At 52.9% G+C, this 21758-nt stretch carries 18 protein-coding genes and 1 pseudogene; 6 read left to right on the top strand and 13 right to left on the bottom strand.

Annotation, left to right across the window (positions count from 1 at the left end):
• Window positions 1-3 precede the first annotated feature (3 nt).
• Window positions 4-1489, top strand: a pseudogene (locus LDB27_RS03335) (DASS family sodium-coupled anion symporter).
• 44 nt (window positions 1490-1533) lie between these two features.
• Entirely contained in the window at window positions 1534-1989 is a 456-nt protein-coding gene (locus LDB27_RS03330; RefSeq protein ID WP_023231037.1) for an HIT family protein, read from the top strand.
• A 135-nt stretch (window positions 1990-2124) separates the two neighbouring features.
• Here the strand turns inward: LDB27_RS03330 and LDB27_RS03325 are convergent, their stop codons facing one another.
• The 10 genes from LDB27_RS03325 to LDB27_RS03280 all read right to left on the bottom strand — a co-directional run bounded on the left by LDB27_RS03325 (window position 2125) and on the right by LDB27_RS03280 (window position 15096).
• A complete protein-coding gene (locus LDB27_RS03325; protein WP_001274469.1) occupies window positions 2125-4296 on the bottom strand; it encodes a YgiQ family radical SAM protein in 2172 nt (723 codons plus the stop codon).
• A gap of 133 nt (window positions 4297-4429) precedes the next feature.
• Window positions 4430-5851, bottom strand: coding sequence for a DUF4459 domain-containing protein (locus tag LDB27_RS03320; protein WP_001528005.1), 1422 nt, complete (start codon window positions 5849-5851; stop codon window positions 4430-4432).
• Window positions 5852-5915: 64 nt separating this feature from the next.
• Window positions 5916-6866: a hypothetical protein gene (locus LDB27_RS03315; protein ID WP_223174867.1), complete on the bottom strand. Its 951-nt coding sequence runs from the start codon at window positions 6864-6866 to the stop codon at window positions 5916-5918.
• A 20-nt stretch (window positions 6867-6886) separates the two neighbouring features.
• On the bottom strand, window positions 6887-7330 hold the full coding sequence (locus tag LDB27_RS03310; RefSeq protein WP_023972175.1) for a hypothetical protein: 444 nt from the start codon (window positions 7328-7330) through the stop codon (window positions 6887-6889).
• A gap of 15 nt (window positions 7331-7345) precedes the next feature.
• Window positions 7346-8251, bottom strand: coding sequence for a hypothetical protein (locus LDB27_RS23875; protein ID WP_024160462.1), 906 nt, complete (start codon window positions 8249-8251; stop codon window positions 7346-7348).
• A gap of 911 nt (window positions 8252-9162) precedes the next feature.
• A complete protein-coding gene (locus LDB27_RS03300) occupies window positions 9163-9774 on the bottom strand; it encodes a hypothetical protein (RefSeq protein ID WP_223173014.1) in 612 nt (203 codons plus the stop codon).
• A gap of 62 nt (window positions 9775-9836) precedes the next feature.
• The gene (gene ftsP / locus LDB27_RS03295) at window positions 9837-11249 is read right to left on the bottom strand and encodes a cell division protein FtsP (protein ID WP_000010658.1); all 1413 of its coding nucleotides are present in this window, start codon (window positions 11247-11249) and stop codon (window positions 9837-9839) included.
• A gap of 73 nt (window positions 11250-11322) precedes the next feature.
• Complete coding sequence (plsC, locus tag LDB27_RS03290; RefSeq protein ID WP_000965733.1) at window positions 11323-12060, bottom strand: 1-acylglycerol-3-phosphate O-acyltransferase; 738 nt, start codon at window positions 12058-12060, stop codon at window positions 11323-11325.
• A 255-nt stretch (window positions 12061-12315) separates the two neighbouring features.
• Window positions 12316-14574, bottom strand: coding sequence for a DNA topoisomerase IV subunit A (parC, locus tag LDB27_RS03285; RefSeq protein ID WP_001281857.1), 2259 nt, complete (start codon window positions 14572-14574; stop codon window positions 12316-12318).
• A gap of 129 nt (window positions 14575-14703) precedes the next feature.
• Window positions 14704-15096, bottom strand: coding sequence for a YgiW/YdeI family stress tolerance OB fold protein (locus LDB27_RS03280; RefSeq protein WP_000731553.1), 393 nt, complete (start codon window positions 15094-15096; stop codon window positions 14704-14706).
• Between the two features lie 151 nt (window positions 15097-15247).
• Here LDB27_RS03280 and qseB point away from each other — a divergent pair, with 151 nt between their 5' ends.
• The 4 genes from qseB (at window position 15248) to LDB27_RS03260 (ending at window position 18287) form a co-directional block, all read left to right on the top strand.
• Window positions 15248-15907, top strand: coding sequence for a quorum sensing response regulator transcription factor QseB (gene qseB / locus LDB27_RS03275; protein WP_001221574.1), 660 nt, complete (start codon window positions 15248-15250; stop codon window positions 15905-15907).
• On the top strand, window positions 15904-17253 hold the full coding sequence (gene qseC, locus LDB27_RS03270; RefSeq protein ID WP_225519918.1) for a quorum sensing histidine kinase QseC: 1350 nt from the start codon (window positions 15904-15906) through the stop codon (window positions 17251-17253). Before qseB ends, qseC begins: the two co-directional genes overlap by 4 nt.
• Before the next feature lie 106 nt (window positions 17254-17359).
• Window positions 17360-17941 (top strand): NAD(P)H-dependent oxidoreductase, encoded by a 582-nt coding sequence (locus tag LDB27_RS03265; RefSeq protein ID WP_000065416.1) that lies wholly within the window; start codon window positions 17360-17362, stop codon window positions 17939-17941.
• Between the two features lie 31 nt (window positions 17942-17972).
• Window positions 17973-18287, top strand: a complete 315-nt coding sequence (locus LDB27_RS03260) for a putative quinol monooxygenase (protein ID WP_000958587.1) — start codon at window positions 17973-17975, stop codon at window positions 18285-18287.
• A gap of 124 nt (window positions 18288-18411) precedes the next feature.
• Here LDB27_RS03260 and parE read toward each other — a convergent pair whose 3' ends face one another.
• Genes parE through cpdA form a run of 3 tightly spaced genes read right to left on the bottom strand, consistent with a single transcriptional unit; the run spans window position 18412 to window position 21740 of the window.
• Entirely contained in the window at window positions 18412-20304 is a 1893-nt protein-coding gene (parE, locus tag LDB27_RS03255) for a DNA topoisomerase IV subunit B (RefSeq protein ID WP_000195318.1), read from the bottom strand.
• A gap of 27 nt (window positions 20305-20331) precedes the next feature.
• Window positions 20332-20913 (bottom strand): esterase YqiA, encoded by a 582-nt coding sequence (yqiA, locus tag LDB27_RS03250; RefSeq protein WP_000105725.1) that lies wholly within the window; start codon window positions 20911-20913, stop codon window positions 20332-20334.
• Entirely contained in the window at window positions 20913-21740 is an 828-nt protein-coding gene (gene cpdA, locus LDB27_RS03245) for a 3',5'-cyclic-AMP phosphodiesterase (RefSeq protein WP_000444735.1), read from the bottom strand. Before cpdA ends, yqiA begins: the two co-directional genes overlap by 1 nt.
• Between the last annotated feature and the right edge of the window lie 18 nt (window positions 21741-21758).

The raw sequence follows: 21758 nt of genomic DNA, 5'->3' as shown, positions 1-21758 counted from the left end.
TTAATGTATATAAAATATTTATGGATGTGTGATTGTGGCGGAAAAAAAATCTCAGGGCGTCAAATGGCTCCCATTCATTCTTATTCTGGCTATCGCCGCCGGACTGTGGCAGCTAACGCCCCCTTCCGGGTTAAGCGCGCCGGCCTGGCATTCCGCGATTATTTTTGTCGCGACGATCGCCTCTATCGTGGCGAAAGTGCTGCCTATTGGCGCGGTCGGTATTATTGGTATCACCGTCTTTGCGCTCGCCTATGCTGCCGGCGACAAAACGGCCAGCGGCGCGATTACCACGGCCTTGAGCGAGCTGAACAGTTCGTTGATCTGGCTTATCGTCGTCGCCTTTATGATTGCCCGTGGGTTTATCAAAACCGGGCTGGGTCGGCGTATCGCCCTACAAATGATCCGTCTGTTAGGTAAACGAACGCTGGGCCTGGCTTATGGCCTGGCGTTTGCCGATCTGATCCTCTCCCCCGCGATGCCCAGTAACACCGCGCGCTGCGGCGGCGTGATTTACCCGATCGCCGACTCGCTGGCGCGCAGCTTTGATTCACATCCGGAAGATGAGTCTCGCAGCAAAATCGGCACCTTTCTGATCACCTGTATTGGCAATGTTAACGACGTCACCGCCGCACTGTTTATGACCGGTTATACGGGTAACCTGCTGGCGGTAAAACTGGCGGCGAACGCCGGCGTTACGTTGAGCTGGGGAAGCTGGTTTATCGCCGCGCTCCTGCCTTGCCTGGTCTCTTTTCTTATCGTCCCGCTGCTGGTCTACTGGCTGACCCGTCCGGAAATTAAACATACGCCGGATGCGCCGGATCTGGCGCGCAAAGAGCTGGCGCAAATGGGCAGTATGGCGCGCGGCGAGTGGCTCATGCTGGCGACCGTCGGCGTGTTGCTGGTGCTATGGATTTTTGGCAGCTCGCTCGGCGTGGATACCACGACGGCCTCTTTTGTCGGTCTCTCGATTTTATTACTGAGCGGCGTGCTCACCTGGGAAGACGTTAAAAGCGAAAAAGGTGCCTGGGATACGTTGATTTGGTTTGCCGCGCTGCTGATGATGGCTAACCAGTTGAAGAAACTAGGATTCACCAGCTGGTTTGGCAACCTGATTGGCGACAGCATCGGCAGCACGATGCATGGAACCAGTTGGATAATCATCCTGCTGCTGCTTAACGCAGCCTATTTTTATACCCACTATTTTTTCGCCAGCGGCAACGCGCAAATCGCCGCGCTGTATGCGGTGTTTCTGGGTGTCGGTCTGCATCTGAATATACCGGCGGCGCCGATGGCGCTTATGCTGGCGTTTACCAGCAGCCTGTACTGCTCTCTTACGCAGTATACCCACGCACGCGGCCCCATTCTTTTTGGCGCCGGCTATGTACCGACGGGCGTCTGGTGGCGAACGGGATTTATTATCAGCCTCTTTAATCAGGCGGTCTTTTTGACAGTCGGCCTCGCATGGTGGAAAGTGTTAGGGTTGTATTAAACGCTTAACGCATCGATAAGCCCCTCGGTTAACGGAGAAATGGAATGACCTGCATTTTCTGTCAAATAGTTGAAGGTAAAGCACCTTGTCATAAAGTTTGGGAAGATGCGCATCACCTGGCTTTTTTGTCGATTTTTCCGAATACCGATGGGTTTACCGTAGTGATCCCGAAAAAACATTACCCCAGCTACGCGTTCGATCTACCGCCGCAGGCGTTAGCGGACCTGATGCTGGCGACCCAAAAAGTAGCTAAGAAACTGGATAAGGCTTTCCCGGATGTCAGTCGTACGGGAATGTTCTTCGAAGGTTTCGGCGTAGACCATGTGCACAGTAAATTAAGCCCCATGCACGGTACTGGCGATTTAACCCACTGGAAACCGATTGAATCGCGGCAGAATAAATTTTTCGAACAGTATGAAGGATATCTGTCATCACACGATCATGAACGGGCGGATGATGAAAAACTGGCCGCGCTGGCGGCCAGAATTCGTGAGGCATAAATACGGAGCACTTCTGCCGGATGGTGTTCGGCCTGGGTCGATCTGTGGGCCTGATAAACACAGCGCCATCAGGCAAAATAATCGCTGGATCGCGGCTTCGCCTTATCCAGCCTGACAGGATACCTGTAAAACCGTTTAACGCCCCGCGCCTTTCCCGCGCTTCTTATTCGCAGCAAGCCCCTGCCGCTGATGTTCCACCGGCGTATGCTTGGTCAACGCCGGGCGCGTGTTGCGGTTCTGGCGACGCGCTTCGCGCATCTCTTCAATGGTCGGCGCAGGCACCAGACACTCACGGCGACCGCCAATCAAATGCTTTTTCCCCATCGCTTCCAGCGCCTGGCGAATCAGCGGCCAGTTCGCCGGATCGTGATAACGCAGCAGCGCCTTATGCAGGCGACGTTGCCTGTCTCCCTTCGGCACCACCACATCTTCACTCTTATAACCAATTTTACCCAGCGGGTTTTTGCCGGTGTAATACATGGTGGTCGAATTCGCCAACGGCGACGGGTAGAAGTTCTGCACCTGATCCAAACGGAAGCGGTGGCGCTTGAGCCACAGCGCCAGATTCACCATATCCTCGTCCCGCGTGCCCGGATGCGCGGAGATAAAATATGGGATCAGATACTGCTCTTTTCCGGCCTGTTTAGAGTAAAGGTCAAATAACTCTTTAAAGCGATCGTAGCTGCCCATACCCGGCTTCATCATTTTCGACAGCGGACCTTCTTCAGTATGCTCCGGGGCAATCTTCAGATAGCCGCCCACATGATGGCTCGCCAGCTCTTTAATGTAGCGAGGATCTTCTACGGCGATGTCGTAGCGCACGCCGGAGGCAATTAAGATTTTCTTAATGCCTTTCAGCTCACGGGCGCGGCGATAAAGATTGATCGTCGGCGTATGGTCAGTATCCATATGCGGACAGATATCCGGATAGACGCACGACAGGCGACGACAGGTCTGCTCCGCACGCGGCGACTTACAGCGCAGCATATACATGTTCGCGGTAGGACCGCCCAGATCGGAGATCACGCCGGTAAACCCCGGCACCGTGTCGCGGATCGCTTCGATCTCGTTGATGATAGAGTCTTCCGAGCGGCTCTGAATGATGCGCCCTTCATGTTCAGTGATCGAGCAGAAAGAGCAGCCGCCAAAGCAGCCACGCATGATATTGATCGAAAAGCGGATCATCTCATAGGCCGGAATACGGGCATTGCCGTAAGCCGGGTGCGGCACGCGCTGATACGGCAGCGCAAACACGCTATCCATCTCTTCAGTGGAGAGCGGTATGGCGGGCGGGTTGATCCAGACATAGCGGTCGCCGTGTTTTTGCATCAGCGCCCGCGCGCAGCCAGGGTTAGTTTCGTGATGCAGAATACGCGACGCATGGGCGTACAGCACCTTGTCGCCTTTCACCTTTTCAAAGGATGGCAGCAGGATATAGGTTTTTTCCCACGGCTTCGGACGCGGCGGCTGCACGGTAATCGCCTTAGCTTCCTGCTTTTTCGGCGCGACCGGCTTGTTATCCGCGCACGGCAGATCCTCGCCATAGGGATGGGGAATTGGATCGATTTTACCCGGCGTGTCCAGACGAGTGGAGTCGACGCCGCTCCAGCCAGGCAGAGCTTCTTTAACCATAATCGCAGTGTTACGCACGTCGCGAATCTGATCGATGGTTTCGCCCATTGCCAAACGGTGCGCCACTTCCACCAGCGGACGCTCGCCGTTGCCAAACATCAGCATGTCGGCTTTGGAATCGACTAACACTGAACGACGCACAGTATCAGACCAGTAGTCGTAATGCGCGGTACGACGCAGACTGGCCTCAATGCCGCCGAGGATCACCGGGACGTCTTTCCATGCTTCTTTGCAACGCTGGGTATAGACCAGCGTCGCGCGATCCGGGCGCTTGCCCGCGACGTTGTCCGGGGTGTAGGCGTCGTCATGGCGCAGCTTACGGTCGGCGGTGTAGCGGTTGATCATCGAGTCCATATTGCCGGCGGTCACGCCGAAGAACAGGTTCGGTTTACCCAGACGCATAAAGTCGTCTTTGCTGTTCCAGTCCGGCTGGGCGATGATCCCCACGCGGAAGCCCTGCGCTTCCAGCATACGACCGCAAATCGCCATGCCGAAGCTCGGATGGTCGACATAGGCGTCGCCGGTTACCAGAATGATGTCGCAGCTATCCCAGCCAAGTTGATCCATCTCTTCACGTGACATCGGCAAAAACGGCGCCGGCCCAAAGCAGGCGGCCCAGTACTGCGGCCAGGAGAAAAGGTCGCGATCCGGTTGGATCAGGGAGATAGCGCTCATAATGCTTCCAAAAAATTGGCAAAAAAATAATCAAAGGTCGGGGATTATAAGCCGGAATGGAAGAGAAATCGAATTGATTGGTGAGGCAGCACTCTGTAGCGGGGCCGATTGCCTGCCCCGCCGGTTATCGTACTTATGGACGAGCAGGCATATCTGCTACTTTGATAATAGGATTTTGTTCTTCGAGCAAATTCAACAGTACCGGCGTGACATGATACATGGATTCTGCAATCATGACTTTCCCTCGCAGGGTGATTCTCTCCCCTATAAACCGTTGATAATAATTGTATTTTTCAGGAGGAAGAATGAGCTGGACATAGCGATCCCAGTCAGGTTGGTCCATCATGGCCCCTGCCACACACTGAAGGTTTATTGTTTTTAATTCGAGATCTTTATCCGAGTGTTGGCCTTGGTTATCTTCAATGACGTGCTCGCGTTTGACCATCATACCTTCCAGTTCAATCGTGTCACCCTCTTTGTTGCAGGAAGAATCAAAGTTCACATAAGTGAGAACATATTTCCCTTTCTTTTCATCAAACTCAAAAGTGGAATTGTAATAAATACCTAAAGGTTCGCTGTATAAAAAGGAGTAGCGCTTATAGCTCTCGATATCGCGTTGACAGTTTCCGCCGCCATTGATCATTAAGTCTCTGTATTTTTGCCATACTTTTTCTAAATTGATTGGCTGATCTGCGCCAGTCGTAAGGTATTCTGCCGTATTGTCCATGACATATTTGATATTATTCGCTTTCAGCGCCTCACAAAAATCGGTTGTGTTCTGAATATACAGCGCCTTTTTACGCTGTGACTCAGGAGAAAGCAGCTCTTTGAGGAGTTTGATATTACGATGCTCTGTCTTGGTAATTAGGTAATCAACGTTCGCATAGCGTGGGCGATACCACGGCTGCTGTCGGAAGTACCGATCCATCTCACCGCCCGGTCTGAAAATATAACCGTGGCGAGCATAAATCTCATTAAGCATAATTTTAAGATCGGCTATCGAGGTTGCCCTGGTTTGCACGCTTCTTACAGGAAGCCAGGTCCGCGAGGCTTCAGGAAATCGGCCTTCCAGCGTGATGTGCTCTATCTGCGGTGCGAAAGCAAGATAGCTGCCGTAATCCATCAGCGTTCCCTTTGTCCCCATAGGAATGAGCCCTTTTCTTTTAGGCGTCACGAGAAAATCGATACAGCGCATATGTTCACTTCCAGTAATCACCGAATGATCATTCTCTTGTTCAAAAAACTGGATGTCACACCACGGCGCGCCATACATCGTAGAAAAATCGTCAGGAACCACGCGCTGCCATTTTCGAACGTCGGGCAACTCAGCGTAAAATCCGAGCCACTCATCTGCAGTGGCGGTATAATCATCGTTTTCGCTGCCATAAAAGGGTTCGCGACTGTCACCGAAAAAGGTAAAGTCATTTAGTGTGTAGTCTGTGACCTTGCCCTGAAAATAGATTTTTTTATTTTCGAACTCAGGGCGGAATTTTAGTTCCGCATTAGCTGAGAAGATAAACAGGCACACAAATATAAATAAAAAACATTTTTTCATTATTTACCACTCCCTGTACTTCTATTAACAATCAATGTAATTTCAATTATCAGAGCACGGCATATCAGTCTAAATCGGCGCACTGCTGTGCTAATTTTATACGCGCATTGGTACGCCGCGTATCTTCTGGTGGATACACCTTATCGATCATTGCGTTAAGCTTGTTACAGTCCAACCAAGCCATCCGGTAGGCAGTCATCAGGCTATGTATTTCATCCTGGTAATCAAGGCTGGCTACAATAAGGGCTTCCGGCAACGCCGTATGTTGCTGTTGCATGCTTTGCAGTATCCCCGCCAGAATATCCGGCGGCAGCGCGTCCTCTTTCGAGGCTGTATGCAATGTGCGTGAAATCAGGAAATTCCAGCCGTCCGTCAACTTATCCTGAGGGATGTGCTGCCAGTTCAGCATCTGCCCTTTCACCAACGCACGCAGCGTCTCGCCATCCGCATCACTAAACAGCGACGCCAGCAGATTTTTATTCGGATAAACTGATTGTCCCAGCACCTGCGGCGTCAGTTTTATCTGGGCAAGCAGCGCTTTAGTTTGCCCCTGCAACAAGAAATAATATGCGCGATACAGCGGATTTTGCGCTTCACGCCGCTGCCAGAAAAAGGCCAGAGTCTCTTTATCCTGAAGCTGTATCGCCCCCGAATAGGCTTCATCGGTGAGGAGATCGGGCATGACCCGTAGTAGAACGTCGGCCATCTCAAAAAAAGTCTGGCGAAATTCCTCAGGCTTAAAATGGGGCGTGGGGAGATATTCCAACGGATTTTGCTGCCGTACGATGGTGCGATTTGCCTGCGCCTGCTGAGAGTCGCCCGTGAGCTGCTCGCTAAAAATACGCACCGCAGTGATATTGCCACTCTCAAAAGCTGCAAAAAATGGCGCATTGACGAAATAGCCATCTTCCCGCGAAACACTAAAAGGCGATGCCACACGTGCAGTCAGAGCGCGCAAGTTTTTTTCTGATATGCCTGGCGCTTTTACCGCCTGAACCAGTGTCTGTTCCAACATACTGTTATCATGAATGCTCTCTAACTGGTCCAAGTCGCCTGCCTGAGCAACTGCGCAATATTTTGCTGTTGCCATTGATGGCTAATAGCACGCCACAGCTCCGGCATCACCGGGCACAGCACCCCAATGAACACAATATGGCACAGCAGCCATGCGGGCCACGGCTTGCGCAGCCAGGTTCCCAGCAGCAGCGCGGGCAGCAAGCCCGCCCAACTCAGAATCGGCAACAGGAGCATCAACATCCATACCGTGCCTGTTTGGCTCAACAACTGGGTGTACTGCAACGTGAGTAACAGCAATACCACGACTGCCCACTGTGGTAGTAATACCCACAGCAAAATCTGTCGGCTGCGTTTTTTGGAAAACATCAGGATCAGCAGTAATGCCACCGCAGCGGCATACCCCCACGGTAGAATACAAAACATCAGCAGTTCAGAGCCAAGCCATCGATTAATATAATCCATTTACTATTCCTTTAGTCACTTCGCGACTGGACATAGCGCATTCAGCCGTTGCCGCGTATCGTTTCGTGCTTGTTCGCCCCCCGCCACTGAAGCATTCAACACCTCACGCAATTGCTCACAGGAAAGCCCAGCCTGTAAAAAAGCGGCAGGAAACGTCGGTGTCCAGGGAAGATAGTGGGCGATTTGCTCGTTGGATAACGCTTTCTGCGCTTGCATCGCCTTAATGATCTGTATCAGCAATGCGTTCTCTAACGCTCCACCACGCAGTCGCAATATGGCCTGATGCAGAGGCTCATTATTTCCGTCTTCCATTGCTCGTTTCCAGTCCACTACGTTTGCATCAATAAGCGACTGAATCATTACCAGATTGCCATTGCTCAGTATGAAAGTGAGCAGGTTTTCACGATCCCACCTCTCAATCGGCGGTGTGATCAATATTTCTGGATTATGGGTTACCTCGCTTATTAGCGGTTCCGTTTTGGCTAACAACACCATCGCTTCGAGCCTGCGCAGAGGAATAGTGGGCGGATGTTTCTGCCAAAAATAAGCAACCAACTCGGTGTTACGTTGGATAATGGGATAAATATAGACAGCATCATTCAACAGTTCTGGCATAATATTCAGCAATAAATGACTAATTTCTAGCCTGTACTGCTCGCGATACTGTGATATATAGTTAGATTTATAAAGCGTCAGCAGTGGATTTTCTTTACGAGCGACAATGTTGCGATTCTCTCTGGCGGAAGATGTCTCGCCCACCAGTTGCTGGCTAAAAAAGCGTACTATCGGTACGTTATGTTGGCGAAGAGCGGTAACAAATGGCGTATAAAGAAATTCGGCATTCGGGATCGCCGCTTCAGGGCAAGATTCTGCCGCTGTCAAAAATGGCGAAATACCTCGTATTTTAGCCAGATAACGCAATAAATTTTCCGGTGTATCGCGGTGTTCTGCAGCCAGCGTCAAAACACTTGCCAATTGATAACAAGAGGCATCCTGCAAAACCTGAACATCCCCCTTCGCGCGCTCAAACAGTCGGGTAATTTTATAGTTATTCCAGTCTTCACCAATGTGATGCCATAATCGCGGGCCGTCCATCACATAAACGAAAACGAACAAAAAAATAGTATGGGACACGATAGTTCCCAGAATAAAAAATGGAGACTCTCGACTAGAAAAAATAGCAATTATTATCGAGGGCATCAATCCTAATATCAATAAATATACGATATAAATATTTTTTGAATCGATCCAGAATAATCCTCCCCACAATATACAAACAACGCTCACCTGCGGAAGAACAACACGCAAGAAAACCCGCCGATAGCGCAAAGAATCAAATGCGCCGACAATTAACCTCAATAATACGACGCCATAAATCCCCCACGCGCTCATCAATATTACTGAGTCCCACATCATCCACGCAAGTGATTCAACCATAAAGCATCCTTACTTTCCATGCTCACTACCGAATTCAAATCTCTCGTTTCTATTTTCTGATAACACAGCGAGCTAAACGCACTAATAACTATAGCCAATACGATGATTGTATATATTGCCCAGCACGGTGGATATTATCATCAACAACAAACTCCATCCGTTTCCAAAATTCATTATTGCCCGTTATTTTTTCTGATGATAAAACACATCGAATTCAAACTGCCATGAGAAAGGTTTCGGTTTGTTGCTATTATCAAAGGCAACGGCTTGCGCATACAGTTCGTCCGTCAATAATTCCGGCACGACGCTAATCAAACTGGTACAAATATCTCGCGCCAAAAGTTATTGTTGCAGAAAAATTTGTTCGTCAGCCATACTATCATTAAAAATACGATTCAGTAGGTCCAATAATGGATTGTTTTGTAAGAGCTGATGCCGATATTGCTTTGCCTGTACAGAATCGCCAATAAACCAGGAGGCAAACGCCCCAACGGCAGGGCGATTAAGCCGGTCGATGGCCAAAACCAACCAAATTTTTTCAGCTCCGTCCGCAATATCAAAAGGGGAAATGCGTTTTGCGACTGCATTGCTTGCGACATCAAATGATTTAAAAAAGCGCGGTCATCGGTCGTATCGATTTTTTGTAACAGCGTTTCTTCCGCCGCCTGCTGTGCCCGATAGGCATCGCGCCGATGATGCCTCTCGAGAATATCCCCTATGTGCGCTAACAACAGCAGCAATACGACCGCATGGCACCCGGCCCAAAGGTGGTGTGGTTGGCGTAATCGGTGGCTAAACAGTAGCGCCAGCAATAAACTAAGCCCCAGTATCCACCCTGCGCCAATCGGGAAGAAAAGCGTTTCATCACCCGCAGCAAACCATAGCAAAAGAACCAGCGTAATCTGTGGCAAAGCAATCCACAGCAACACGCGACGAGGCGTTTGGAACAAAAAAGCCAGGCAAATAACAATGAAGAACAGAATAAGATAGCCGCCTGCAGTAAACATCCAGAACGTCAGCAGCCGCCATCCCTCCTCACTGATTCTCATCGAATATCACTGGTCCGCCTTTACGACGCCGGATTCACCAGCATTTGCCCAATCGAGCCGCGGTCGGCCATTTCCAGCGTCTGGCTATTGAAATAGAACGGGAAGTGCGGCCAGGACGGCTGACCGTAGTAGACCAGCAGTTCGACTTGCCCATCCACCCAGACGGTATCTTTCCAGCCTCTATCTTCCGGGAACGGCATAGCGCCGTTGACGTTACGAATCAGGAAAGAGACGCCCTCAATATGGAACGACTGCGGCATATCGGCGCGTACCGTCCAGCGCTCCCAGGTGCCTTGTTGGGCGGTAATATCAATGCGATTCACATCCCATAGTTGGCCGTTAATCCCCGGATCGTCACCAAGACTGATGTCCCGGCTGCGGACAGGCGCGCCGCTCATGATCTCCGTCGGCAACAGACGCATCGGCAGATTATCGGTCACCAGCGGCAGCAATCCGGTTGGTCGTAACGTCAGCACCAGGGTAGAAACCAGAATACTGGAAGGCTCAAAGAAACCGCGAATCCGATCGACTATGCTGGCCGCCTCCCCGCAGGTGATCGAGACTTCGTCGCCGTTGGTCATATCAACCAGGATTTCACGTCGCTCGCCGGGCGCCAGTGACAACTGTTTGACGGAAACCGGCGCAGGTAAAAAGCCCTGATCGCCTGAAATCACATGCAGCGCCCGGCCATCGCTCATCTGAAGCTGATAGCGCCGCGAGTTCGAGGCGTTCAACAACCGTAACCGCACCCAGCCGCGGGACACTTCGACATAGGGGCTTTGCGCGCCGTTCACCAGCAGCGTATCGCCGACAAAACCACCGCTTCCCGGTTCGCTGTACTCCGGCGTCCCAAAGTTATCCAGCCGCTTATCCTGGATAATGACGGGAAAATCATCCACGCCGTAATGGTTCGGAATGGGCAGCGTTTTACTGATGTCGTCTTCGACCAGCCACATTCCGGCCAGGCCGTTATACACCTGCTGCGCGGTACGGTTAGGCGTGTTAGCGTGATACCACAGCGTCGCGGCGCTCTGACGAATCGGCAACACCGGCGCCCAGTCCGCGTTCGGCGACATCATACGCGCCGGGCCACCCATCAGCGGCCCCGGTACCAGTAAACCAGCAACCGTCATGGAGACATTTTCCGCCAGGCGGTTGCTATAGATGAGTTTAACGTCATCGCCTTTCCAGACGCGGATTGTCGGCCCCAGATAACGACCGTTCACTCCCCAGACCGGCGCGCGCGTGCCTTGCGTAAAGGACCAGTGCGCTCGCTGTAGCGTCATAAACAACGGCTGCCCGCGACGGGACTCCAGCAACGGCGGAACAGGCAACGGCTGTTGCTGACCGGCAGCATTCGCCCTGAGGGGAATCGCGCCTGCACATAGTGCGATTCCCGATGCCTGAAGAAACTGACGCCGACTGAATGACATATAAGCTCCATGTAAAACAGGCTAAAGAGTTGTGCCTGAAAAAATGATTTCTACAATAACAGAGTAAGGCTGCTTAAACCTTACCGGTCGCTTCACGTTCCGCAACCTCTTTATCAAGTTCCGCGATTTTTTGCTCCATTAACGCACGGCAGTGGGCCGCCAGCTCGCGAACCTGATCTTTACCATATTCGCTGACGTCGACTGGCGGCAGCATTTCCACAATAACCAGTCCGTTGTTCAGGCGGTTTAGATTGACTTTGTTAGAGGTGTTGGAAACGCAGACAGGAATGATCGGCACACCAGCCGCGATAGCCGCATGAAACGCGCCGGTTTTAAACGGCAGCAGACCGCGTCCCCGGCTACGCGTACCTTCAGGGAACATCCAGATAGAAATACGGCGCTTTTTAAAATGGTTAACCACTGCCGCAATGGTGCTATGCGCTTTGGCGCGGTTATTACGGTCAATCAACAGATTACCGGTCAGCCAGTACAGTTGCCCAAAAAACGGGATCCAAAGCAGGCTTTTTTTCCCCACCGTCACCGTTGGCGGCTGCACAATATTCGACGCCGTGACCATATCATAATTATTCTGGTGGTTAGCGATATAGATAGCATTGCCATAGCTTTCCGCGTCGGCGGGTTTGCGGCACTCCACTTTCAGGCCAAACAGCGGGGCCAGACGACCGAACATATGTCCAAACGTCGCCACGTGTTTTGGGTTACGTGGGCTGAAAAGGCAGTAAATAGAACCGAAAACACAGACCAGAATGGAGTAAATAACGGTAACAATAAGACGAAAAATATATAGCATAACAACCTCTGAAGGCCTAAGAGCCCGGCATTCTACGTCACTGAAATTCAGGTTAGGATTTTGGTAAGTGTGGCTCTCTGGAAAAACGTATTGTTAATCGCAATGCACGAATAAACAACGGTTTTACGGGAAATTTTAATGTTAATCCGATCTGAAACCGTAGGCCGGATAAGACGCTACTGCGTCGTCATCCGGCAACGGCAGAGCGCTGGATGGCGGCTTAAATGCCTTGTCCGGCCTACGGGTGCCCCTGTCTTACTCTTCGCTGTCGCCATGACTTACGCGATGCGGTGAATCAATCTCAATGCGATCGATACGCTGCAGGCCGCGCATTAATGTGCCACGGCGTCCGCGTTCGCCGACCACCTTTTGTAACTCTTCAGGGCGCAGTTTGATTTTGCGCTTCCCGACATGGATAGTCAGAGTGCTTTGTGGCGGCAGCACGTACAGGTGCGCCAGTCCATCATCGCCTTTCGCCGCTTCCGCAGAGGGGATATTAATGATCTTATTCCCTTTGCCTTTCGACAGCTGCGGCAGAGAGTCAACCGGGAACATCAACATCCGTCCGGCCTGGGTAATCGCCAGCAGCATATCGTGCTCGTCTTCAATCACCAGCGGCGGCATGACGTGCGCATTTTCCGGCAGTGTAATCAACGCTTTACCGGCACGGTTACGGGCAACCAGATCGTTAAACGTACAAACGAAGCCATAGCCCGCATCCGACGCCATCAGCAGTTTCTGGTCATCGCCTTCCATCAGCATATGCTCTACGGTCGCCCCCGGCGGCAGCGTGAGTTTGCCGGTCAGCGGTTCGCCCTGCCCGCGCGCCGACGGAAGCGTAATGGGATCAATAGCATAGCTGCGACCGGTGGTATCAATAAACACCACCGGTTGATTGCTCTTACCTTTCACCGCGGCTTTAAAGCTGTCGCCCGCTTTATAGTTAAGCCCCGGCGCATCAATATCATGACCTTTGGCGCTGCGCACCCAGCCCATCTGCGACAGCACGATAGTCACCGGTTCGGACGGCAGCATATCGTGTTCGCTCATCGCTTTAGCTTCTTCGCGCTCACGCAGCGGAGAACGGCGATCGTCGCCATAGGCATCGGAATCTGCCTGTAGCTCTTTTTTCAGCAAGGTATTCATTTTGCGTTCGGACGCGAGAATGCCCTGCAACTGGTCCCGCTCTTTTTCCAGCTCGTCCTGCTCACCGCGAATTTTCATCTCTTCCAGTTTGGCGAGATGACGCAGTTTCAGTTCGAGAATCGCTTCCGCCTGGGTTTCGCTGATGCCGAAACGCGACATCAGCGCGGGTTTCGGCTCATCCTCGTTACGGATAATCTCAATCACTTCGTCGATGTTGAGAAACGCCACCAGCAGACCTTCGAGGATATGCAGGCGCTTAAGCACTTTCTCCAGACGATAGTTCAGACGACGACGCACCGTGTCGCGGCGGAACACCAGCCACTCGGTGAGGATCTCCAGCAGGTTTTTCACCGCCGGACGACCATCCAGACCGATCATGTTCAGGTTAATACGGTAGCTTTTTTCCAGATCGGTGGTGGCGAACAGATGGTTCATCACCTGTTCCATATCCACACGGTTGGAGCGCGGGACAATCACTAAACGCGTCGGGTTTTCGTGATCCGATTCATCGCGCAGGTCGTCCACCATCGGCAGTTTTTTATTACGCATCTGCGCAGCAATCTGCTCCAGCACTTTCGCGCCAGACACCTGATGCGGCAGCGCGGAAATTACCACGGCGCCGTCTTCTTTGGTCCATACCGCGCGCATACGCACAGAGCCCCGCCCGTTTTCGTAAATTTTACGAATTTCCGCACGTGGGGTAATGATCTCCGCTTCGGTCGGGTAATCCGGCCCCTGGACGATATCCAGCAACTGATCCAGCGTCGTTTTCGGCTGCTCAATCAGCGTAATCGCCGCTTTCGCGACTTCGCGCAGGTTATGCGGCGGAATATCTGTTGCCATGCCCACCGCAATACCGGTGGTGCCGTTCAGCAGGATGTTCGGCAGACGCGCCGGTAACATTTTCGGTTCCTGCATCGTGCCGTCGAAGTTTGGCACCCAGTCCGCCGTCCCCTGGCCGAGTTCGCTTAACAGCAGCTCGGCGTATTTGGACAGGCGAGATTCGGTATAACGCATTGCCGCGAATGACTTCGGATCATCCGGCGCGCCCCAGTTTCCCTGCCCGTCGACCAGCGGGTAACGGTAAGAGAACGGCTGCGCCATCAGCACCATGGCTTCATAGCAGGCGCTGTCGCCGTGCGGATGATACTTACCCAGTACGTCACCGACGGTACGGGCGGATTTTTTAAATTTAGCGCTGGCGTTCAGCCCCAGCTCTGACATCGCATAGACGATGCGACGCTGTACCGGCTTCAGGCCGTCGCCAATAAACGGCAACGCACGATCCATGATCACGTACATGGAGTAGTTTAAGTAGGCGTTTTCCGTAAATTCATGTAGCGCAAGGCGCTCTGCCATATCGCTCATTGATTGTGATTCCTCAACTGTTAGCCCGAATAATACCCGGTATCTCTCAGGCAATATTGCCGCAGATACTACCCTATCTGGCGCGTTGAGTCACAAAGAAAAGGGCCGCGAGCGCGGCCCTGATGGAGTTTATTTGGCAACTTTAGAGATCTGTTTTACGTCGATTTCGACAGAGTTCCAGTCTTTATCCACTTCGCCCTGAATTTCAACGGTATCCTGCGGGGTTACGGTCAGGCCGTTCCAGCGCTTGTGGTCAATATCCACATTGATAGTACCGGTCGCATCTTTAAACACATACAGGTCGTCGGAAATGCGCTCGACGATATTCCCGCGCAGCGTTACCCACGCATCGTCACGCAGCGATTTAGCGCTCTCTACCGTCGTGCTGCTGCCGTTCGGGCCGACAAATCCGCCGCCTTGCGTTTGCGTTGCCGACGGGCCGGAGAAACCGCCCTGCTGAGCCGCCAGAACCGGGGTAGAACACAGTGCCATAACGGCAACGATTGCAGCTAATTTTTTCATGATTACTTTTCCCTTTCATGTCGTTTCAGATCCATTTAATAAGGTAATCCTTAACAACTTCTTAAGGCAAAAAAAGAATCTTTTTTTCTGTACATCGCCTGCGGCGACAAGGTTAACTGACGGCAACGCGAGTTACCGCAAGGAAGAACAGATGCGAATTTTACTGGTAGAAGATGACACACTTATTGGCGATGGCATAAAAGCGGGCCTGAGTAAAATGGGTTTCAGCGTCGACTGGTTTACCGAGGGACGTCCGGGCAAAGAGGCGCTTTACAGCGCGCCTTATGATGCGGTTATTTTAGATTTGACGCTGCCAGGCATGGACGGACGGGATATTTTGCGCGAATGGCGCGAAAAGGGTAAACAGGAACCGGTCCTGATCCTGACGGCGCGCGACGCGTTAGCAGAGCGCGTCGAGGGGCTACGTCTGGGCGCCGATGACTATTTATGTAAACCTTTCGCGCTCATTGAGGTCGCCGCCCGTCTGGAGGCGCTGGTACGCCGCGCCAGCGGTCAGGCCAGTAGCGAATTGCGCCACGGCCAGGTGACGCTCAATCCAGGCAATCTCGTCGCGACGCTTGCCGGCGAACCGCTGGCCTTAAAACCAAAAGAGTTCGCGTTGCTGGAACTCTTACTGCGCAACAAAGGTCGCGTGCTGCCGCGCAAGCTTATTGAAGAGAAGCTGTATAACTGGGATGACGACGTGTCCAGCAATGCAGTGGAAGTCCATGTTCATCATTTACGCCGCAAGCTCGGCAGTGAATTTATTCGCACCGTACACGGCATCGGCTATACCCTGGGTGACGCATGAAATTGACGCAACGTCTCAGCCTGCGCGTCAGGCTGACGCTTATTTTTCTGATTCTGGTCTCCATCACCTGGGCAATCTCCAGTTTTGTGGCCTGGAGAAAGACGACGGATAATGTCGACGAGCTGTTTGACACACAGTTGATGTTGTTCGCCAGACGGCTTAGCACCCTCGATCTTAACGAGATCAACGCCCCGCAGCGCATGGCGCATACGCCAAAGAAATTAAAACATGGGCATATCGATGACGATGCGCTGGCATTCGCCATCTTTTCCGCTGACGGCAAAATGTTGCTGCATGATGGCGACAACGGCCAGGATATTCCGTATCGCTATCGCCGCGAAGGTTTCGACAATGGCTATCTGAAGGATGACAACGATCTCTGGCGTTTTTTGTGGTTGAACTCGGCGGACGGTAAGTATCGTATCGTCGTCGGTCAGGAGTGGGATTACCGCGAAGTTATGGCGCTGGCGATCGTGGCGGCGCAATTAACGCCGTGGCTGCTCGCCCTTCCCTTCATGCTACTGATTTTATTACTCCTGCTTCACCGCGAGCTCAGACCGTTGAAAAAACTGGCGCAGGCGCTGCGCTTCCGGTCGCCGGAATCGGAAACGCCGCTCGACGCCAAAGGCGTACCGAGCGAGGTTCGCCCACTGGTCGAAGCGCTTAATCAGCTTTTTAGCCGCATCCACTCCATGATGGTGCGCGAACGGCGATTTACCTCCGACGCTGCCCATGAATTGCGCAGCCCGCTGGCCGCGCTGAAAGTACAAACCGAGGTGGCGCAGCTCTCGGGCGACGATCCGCTCTCACGCGATAAAGCGCTGACCCAGCTCCATGCGGGGATCGATCGCGCCACGCGGCTGGTCGATCAGCTACTGACATTATCGCGCCTCGACTCGCTCAATAATTTGCAGGATGTGGCGGAGATTTCGCTGGAAGAGCTGCTGCAGTCCGCGGTAATGGATATTTATCATCCGGCGCAGCAGGCGAATATCGACGTGCGTTTACAGCTTAACGCCCATGACGTCATACGTACCGGCCAGCCGCTACTCTTAAGCCTGTTAGTGCGTAACCTGCTGGATAATGCGATTCGCTACAGTCCGCAGGGCAGCGTCGTCGACGTTACCTTACATGCCCGCAGCTTCACCGTCAGAGATAATGGCCCTGGCGTAGCGCCAGAGATTCTGACGCATATCGGCGAGCGTTTTTACCGCCCGCCTGGCCAAAGTGTGACCGGCAGCGGTCTGGGATTATCAATCGTCCGCCGCATCGCTACGCTGCACGGCATGACGGTGTCGTTTGGCAACGCCGCGGAAGGTGGATTTGAGGCCGTAGTACGCTGGTAGCAGAGATTTTTGCCAAAAACGCAAAAGACTTTGCACATTTTGCTAATTTCACCGCCCCGCCCGTCAGCGTAGAATCAGCAGCAAACGCATTTCTTGAGGACACAAAATGAGTAACATCCTGATTATCAACGGGGCGAAAAAATTCGCGCACTCCAACGGCCAGTTGAATGACACCCTGACCGAAGTTGCCGATGGGCTTCTGCGCGATCTGGGTCATCAGGTTAAGATCGTCCGCGCCGACAGCGACTATGACATTAAAGAAGAGGTGCAGAATTTCGTCTGGGCTGACGTGGTGATTTGGCAGATGCCAGGCTGGTGGATGGGCGCGCCATGGACAGTAAAAAAATATATGGATGATGTCTTTACCGAAGGTCACGGCACGCTCTATGCCAGCGATGGCCGCACGCGTTCCGATGCCGCTAAAAAGTACGGTTCCGGCGGTCTGGTGCAGGGGAAAAAATATATGCTGTCACTGACGTGGAACGCGCCGATGGAAGCATTTACCGAAAAAGATCAGTTTTTCCACGGCGTAGGCGTAGATGGCGTCTATCTGCCCTTCCATAAAGCCAACCAGTTCCTGGGCATGGACGCGCTGCCAACGTTTATTGCCAACGACGTGATTAAAATGCCGGATGTTCCGCGCTATACCGCAGAATATCGCAAGCATCTGAGCGAAATTTTTGCTTAACTGGTCATCCTGGAATTAGAAGGAGTTAACCATGCTTACCGTCATTGCCGAAATTCGCACGCGTCCGGGCCAACATCACCGTCAGGCCGTCCTCGACCAGTTTGCGAAAATTATTCCAACCGTTCTTAAAGAAGAGGGGTGCCACGGTTACGCGCCGATGGTGGATCATGCCGCGGGCGTGAGTTTTCAGACTTTGGCGCCTGACTCGATCGTGATGATTGAACAGTGGGAAAGCGTTGCGCACCTTGAGGCGCATCTGCAAACCCCGCATATGAAAGCCTACAGCGACGCGGTAAAAGACGATGTGCTGGAAATGAATATTCGTATTCTGGAATCCGGCGTTTAAGTTATTACCCTCGTCTGACGTCGCCCTGATGCGATGCGCAAGTGTCGCCATCAGGCTGCGGCGTCATGTCGGATTCGCTTATCCGGCCTGCGGCATGCAGACCGGATAAAGCGTGCAACAACCGTTACACGTCGAGATCCGCGAGATCGCCTTTTTCCTGTAGCCAGTTGCGTCGATCTTCAGAACGTTTCTTCGCCAGCAGCATATCCATCATCGCATTAGTACGCTGATCGTCTTCATCGCTAATGGTGAGCTGCACCAGGCGGCGAGTATTTGGATCAAGCGTGGTTTCGCGTAACTGCATCGGGTTCATTTCACCCAGGCCTTTGAAACGCTGTACGTTCGGCTTGCCTTTCTTACGCTTCAGTTGTTCCAGTACGCCCGCCTTCTCTTCTTCCGTCAGCGCGTAATAGACCTCTTTACCCAAATCGATACGGTATAGCGGCGGTAGCGCGACGTAGACATGACCATTCTTCACCAGCGCGCGGAAATGTCTGACAAACAGCGCGCAAAGCAGAGTAGCGATATGCAAACCATCGGAGTCCGCATCCGCCAGGATACAGATCTTGCCGTAGCGCAGCTGACTCAGATCGTCGCTGTCCGGATCGATACCGATCGCCACGGAGATATCATGCACCTCTTGCGAGGCCAGCACTTCATCGGAAGAGACTTCCCAGGTGTTAAGGATCTTACCTTTGAGCGGCATGATCGCCTGATATTCGCGATCGCGCGCCTGCTTGGCGGAACCGCCCGCCGAATCCCCTTCGACAAGGAACAACTCGGTCCGATTAAGATCCTGCGCGGTACAGTCCGCCAGTTTCCCCGGCAACGCCGGACCGCTGGTGAGCTTTTTGCGCACCACTTTTTTTGCGGCGCGCAGTCGCCGCTGCGCGCTGGCAATCGCCATCTCTGCCAGTTGTTCCGCCGCCTGCACGTTCTGGTTCAGCCACAGGCTGAAGGCATCTTTCACCACGCCGGAAACAAATGCCGCACATTGACGCGACGACAGACGCTCTTTAGTCTGCCCGGCAAATTGCGGGTCCTGCATTTTCACGGAGAGCACATAAGCGCAGCGATCCCAGATATCTTCCGCCGACAGTTTGACGCCGCGCGGCAGAATATTGCGGTATTCGCAAAATTCGCGCATCGCGTCGAGCAGGCCCTGGCGCAGACCGTTGACGTGCGTCCCCCCCTGCATGGTCGGGATCAGGTTGACGTAGCTTTCCGTCAGTAATTCGCCGCCTTCCGGCAGCCACAATAGCGCCCAGTCAACCGCTTCCGTTTCACCGTTAAAATTACCGATAAACGGTTTTTCCGGCAGCGTCGGCAGGCCGTTTACCGCTTCGCCCAGATAGTCGTTCAGGCCATCCTGGTAGCACCAGCGCTGCTCGCTGTTATTCACTTCATCTTTAAAAGTGATTTCCACGCCGGGACACAGCACCGCTTTTGCTTTCAGAACGTGCATTAAGCGAGAGACAGAAAAACGCGGGCTGTCGAAGAAACTTTCGTCGGGCCAGAAATGGACGCTGGTGCCAGTATTACGTTTACCGCAGGTGCCGACAACCTGCAAATCCTGCACTTTTTCGCCGTTTTCAAACGCGATGTTATAGACCTGACCGTCGCGGCGCACGGTCACTTCCACGCGCTTTGACAGGGCATTCACGACCGAAATCCCCACCCCATGCAGACCACCAGAGAACTGATAGTTCTTATTGGAGAATTTACCGCCGGCATGAAGCCGACAGAGGATCAGTTCTACCGCCGGAACCCCCTCTTCCGGATGGATATCCACCGGCATCCCGCGTCCGTCGTCAATCACTTCCAGCGATTGATCGGCATGTAAAATGACATCCACGCGTTTGGCGTGACCTGCGAGTGCTTCATCCACACTATTATCAATCACTTCCTGACCCAAATGGTTGGGGCGGGTCGTATCGGTGTACATCCCCGGGCGGCGGCGTACCGGCTCAAGCCCAGTGAGTACCTCAATGGCATCAGCGTTATAAGTTTGCGTCATGGTTTAATTAGCAATTCGAATTGATTGTCAGCAACTGTGCAGTCCAAGAAAATCGACAATCTGGTTGAAATAATCTTCGAAGCCCGTGAATGCGTGATTACCACCCTCGGTCACTGTCTGACGGCAGGAGGCGTAATATGCCACCGCCTGGCGGTAATCCAGCACTTCATCGCCCGTCTGTTGCAGTAGCCAGATCAGGTCCGGCGCTTCCAGCGGGTCAATCTGCATGACTTTAAGATCATAAATATGGCGAGACTCTAGCACATATTGCTGCCCGGTGTAGGGGTTCTCGTTCTGACCGAGATAGTCGGTCAGTAATTCAAAGGGCCGCACGGCGGGATTCACCACCACAGCCGGCAGCATAAAACATTGCGACAGCCAGGTGGCGTAATAACCACCCAGCGACGATCCTACCAGCCCTAATGGCGCACCGCCATGCTCAAGCACGAGAGATTCCAGCAACTCCGCCGCATCGGCAGGATACGGCGGGAGTTGAGGGACGATCATCTCAACATGCGGATGACGCTCCGCCAGCCAGTTTTTTAGCTGGCACGCTTTTGCCGAGCGAGGGGAACTGTTGAATCCGTGCAAATAGAGAAGCGTAGACATCAGTATCCTTCCGAAGCGGTATCGGGTCGGAACCGGGTATCCTGCAGGCGATGCACTTCCGTCTCCAGGACGCCGTTCGCCCGGAGCTCCAGCGTACGCCAGCCCGGCGCGATAGTATCCAGCGTAAAGTTCGCGCAGTGTGGTTTGAACTGTACGCAGGTTGACGGCGACGCCAACAGACGGCGACCGTTCCAGTCAAGATCCAGCTCCTGGTGAATATGTCCGCATAACAGATATTTTACACGCGGGAAATTCGCCAGCACGCTATCCAGCTCACCGGCATTACGCAAGCTGTGCTGATCCAACCAACTGCACCCTGCCGGCAACGGATGATGGTGCAAAAGGAGCAATGTCTGTCTCTCTGGCGCATCGGCGAGCTTACGCTCAAGCCATTCCAGTTGGAACTCGCTCAGTTCGCCATGCGGAACGCCAAACACCTGGCTATCCAGCAACAAAATCTGCCATTGTTCACCGATTAACACGCGTTTAGCCGGGGAAATCCCCGCCTCTTGCAGCGCGCTGTACATTGCCGGCTGAAAATCATGATTGCCCGGTAGCCAAACGCAAGGCGCGCGAAAGCTTGCGATACCCTCAGCAAAATGCTGATAAGCCGCAGCGGATTGATCCTGCGCCAGATCGCCGGTGGCCACGATCAGATCATATTCATACTGTTGCGCCCGAATAGCCTCCAGCACAGCCTGGTAACTTTCCCAGGTATTGACGCCTAACAGCGTTTCATGCTTTTCGGCAAACAGGTGAGTATCTGTAATTTGTAAAATCCTGACTCGGGCCTCACCAGCCAGAGGTAGGGTTAACAGGCTTTCCAAATGGTGTCCTTAGGTTTC

The organism is Salmonella sp. JXY0409-18 (genome assembly GCF_020268625.1).
GTDB lineage: Bacteria > Pseudomonadota > Gammaproteobacteria > Enterobacterales > Enterobacteriaceae > Salmonella > Salmonella enterica.
Note: the sequence above shows the minus strand (reverse complement) of the source record. Positions and strands in the feature narration are given on the sequence as shown.

Bases quoted from the DNA above. Each gene is read 5' to 3' on its own strand.
- LDB27_RS03330 (WP_023231037.1), top strand. From the start codon at position 1,534: ATGACCTGCATTTTCTGTCAAATAGTTGAAGGTAAAGCACCTTGTCAT.
- LDB27_RS03325 (WP_001274469.1), bottom strand. From the start codon at position 4,296: ATGAGCGCTATCTCCCTGATCCAACCGGATCGCGACCTTTTCTCCTGG.
- LDB27_RS03320 (WP_001528005.1), bottom strand. From the start codon at position 5,851: ATGAAAAAATGTTTTTTATTTATATTTGTGTGCCTGTTTATCTTCTCA.
- LDB27_RS03315 (WP_223174867.1), bottom strand. From the start codon at position 6,866: ATGTTGGAACAGACACTGGTTCAGGCGGTAAAAGCGCCAGGCATATCA.
- LDB27_RS03310 (WP_023972175.1), bottom strand. From the start codon at position 7,330: ATGGATTATATTAATCGATGGCTTGGCTCTGAACTGCTGATGTTTTGT.
- LDB27_RS03300 (WP_223173014.1), bottom strand. From the start codon at position 9,774: ATGTTTACTGCAGGCGGCTATCTTATTCTGTTCTTCATTGTTATTTGC.
- ftsP (WP_000010658.1), bottom strand. From the start codon at position 11,249: ATGTCATTCAGTCGGCGTCAGTTTCTTCAGGCATCGGGAATCGCACTA.
- plsC (WP_000965733.1), bottom strand. From the start codon at position 12,060: ATGCTATATATTTTTCGTCTTATTGTTACCGTTATTTACTCCATTCTG.
- parC (WP_001281857.1), bottom strand. From the start codon at position 14,574: ATGAGCGATATGGCAGAGCGCCTTGCGCTACATGAATTTACGGAAAAC.
- LDB27_RS03280 (WP_000731553.1), bottom strand. From the start codon at position 15,096: ATGAAAAAATTAGCTGCAATCGTTGCCGTTATGGCACTGTGTTCTACC.
- qseB (WP_001221574.1), top strand. From the start codon at position 15,248: ATGCGAATTTTACTGGTAGAAGATGACACACTTATTGGCGATGGCATA.
- qseC (WP_225519918.1), top strand. From the start codon at position 15,904: ATGAAATTGACGCAACGTCTCAGCCTGCGCGTCAGGCTGACGCTTATT.
- LDB27_RS03265 (WP_000065416.1), top strand. From the start codon at position 17,360: ATGAGTAACATCCTGATTATCAACGGGGCGAAAAAATTCGCGCACTCC.
- LDB27_RS03260 (WP_000958587.1), top strand. From the start codon at position 17,973: ATGCTTACCGTCATTGCCGAAATTCGCACGCGTCCGGGCCAACATCAC.
- parE (WP_000195318.1), bottom strand. From the start codon at position 20,304: ATGACGCAAACTTATAACGCTGATGCCATTGAGGTACTCACTGGGCTT.
- yqiA (WP_000105725.1), bottom strand. From the start codon at position 20,913: ATGTCTACGCTTCTCTATTTGCACGGATTCAACAGTTCCCCTCGCTCG.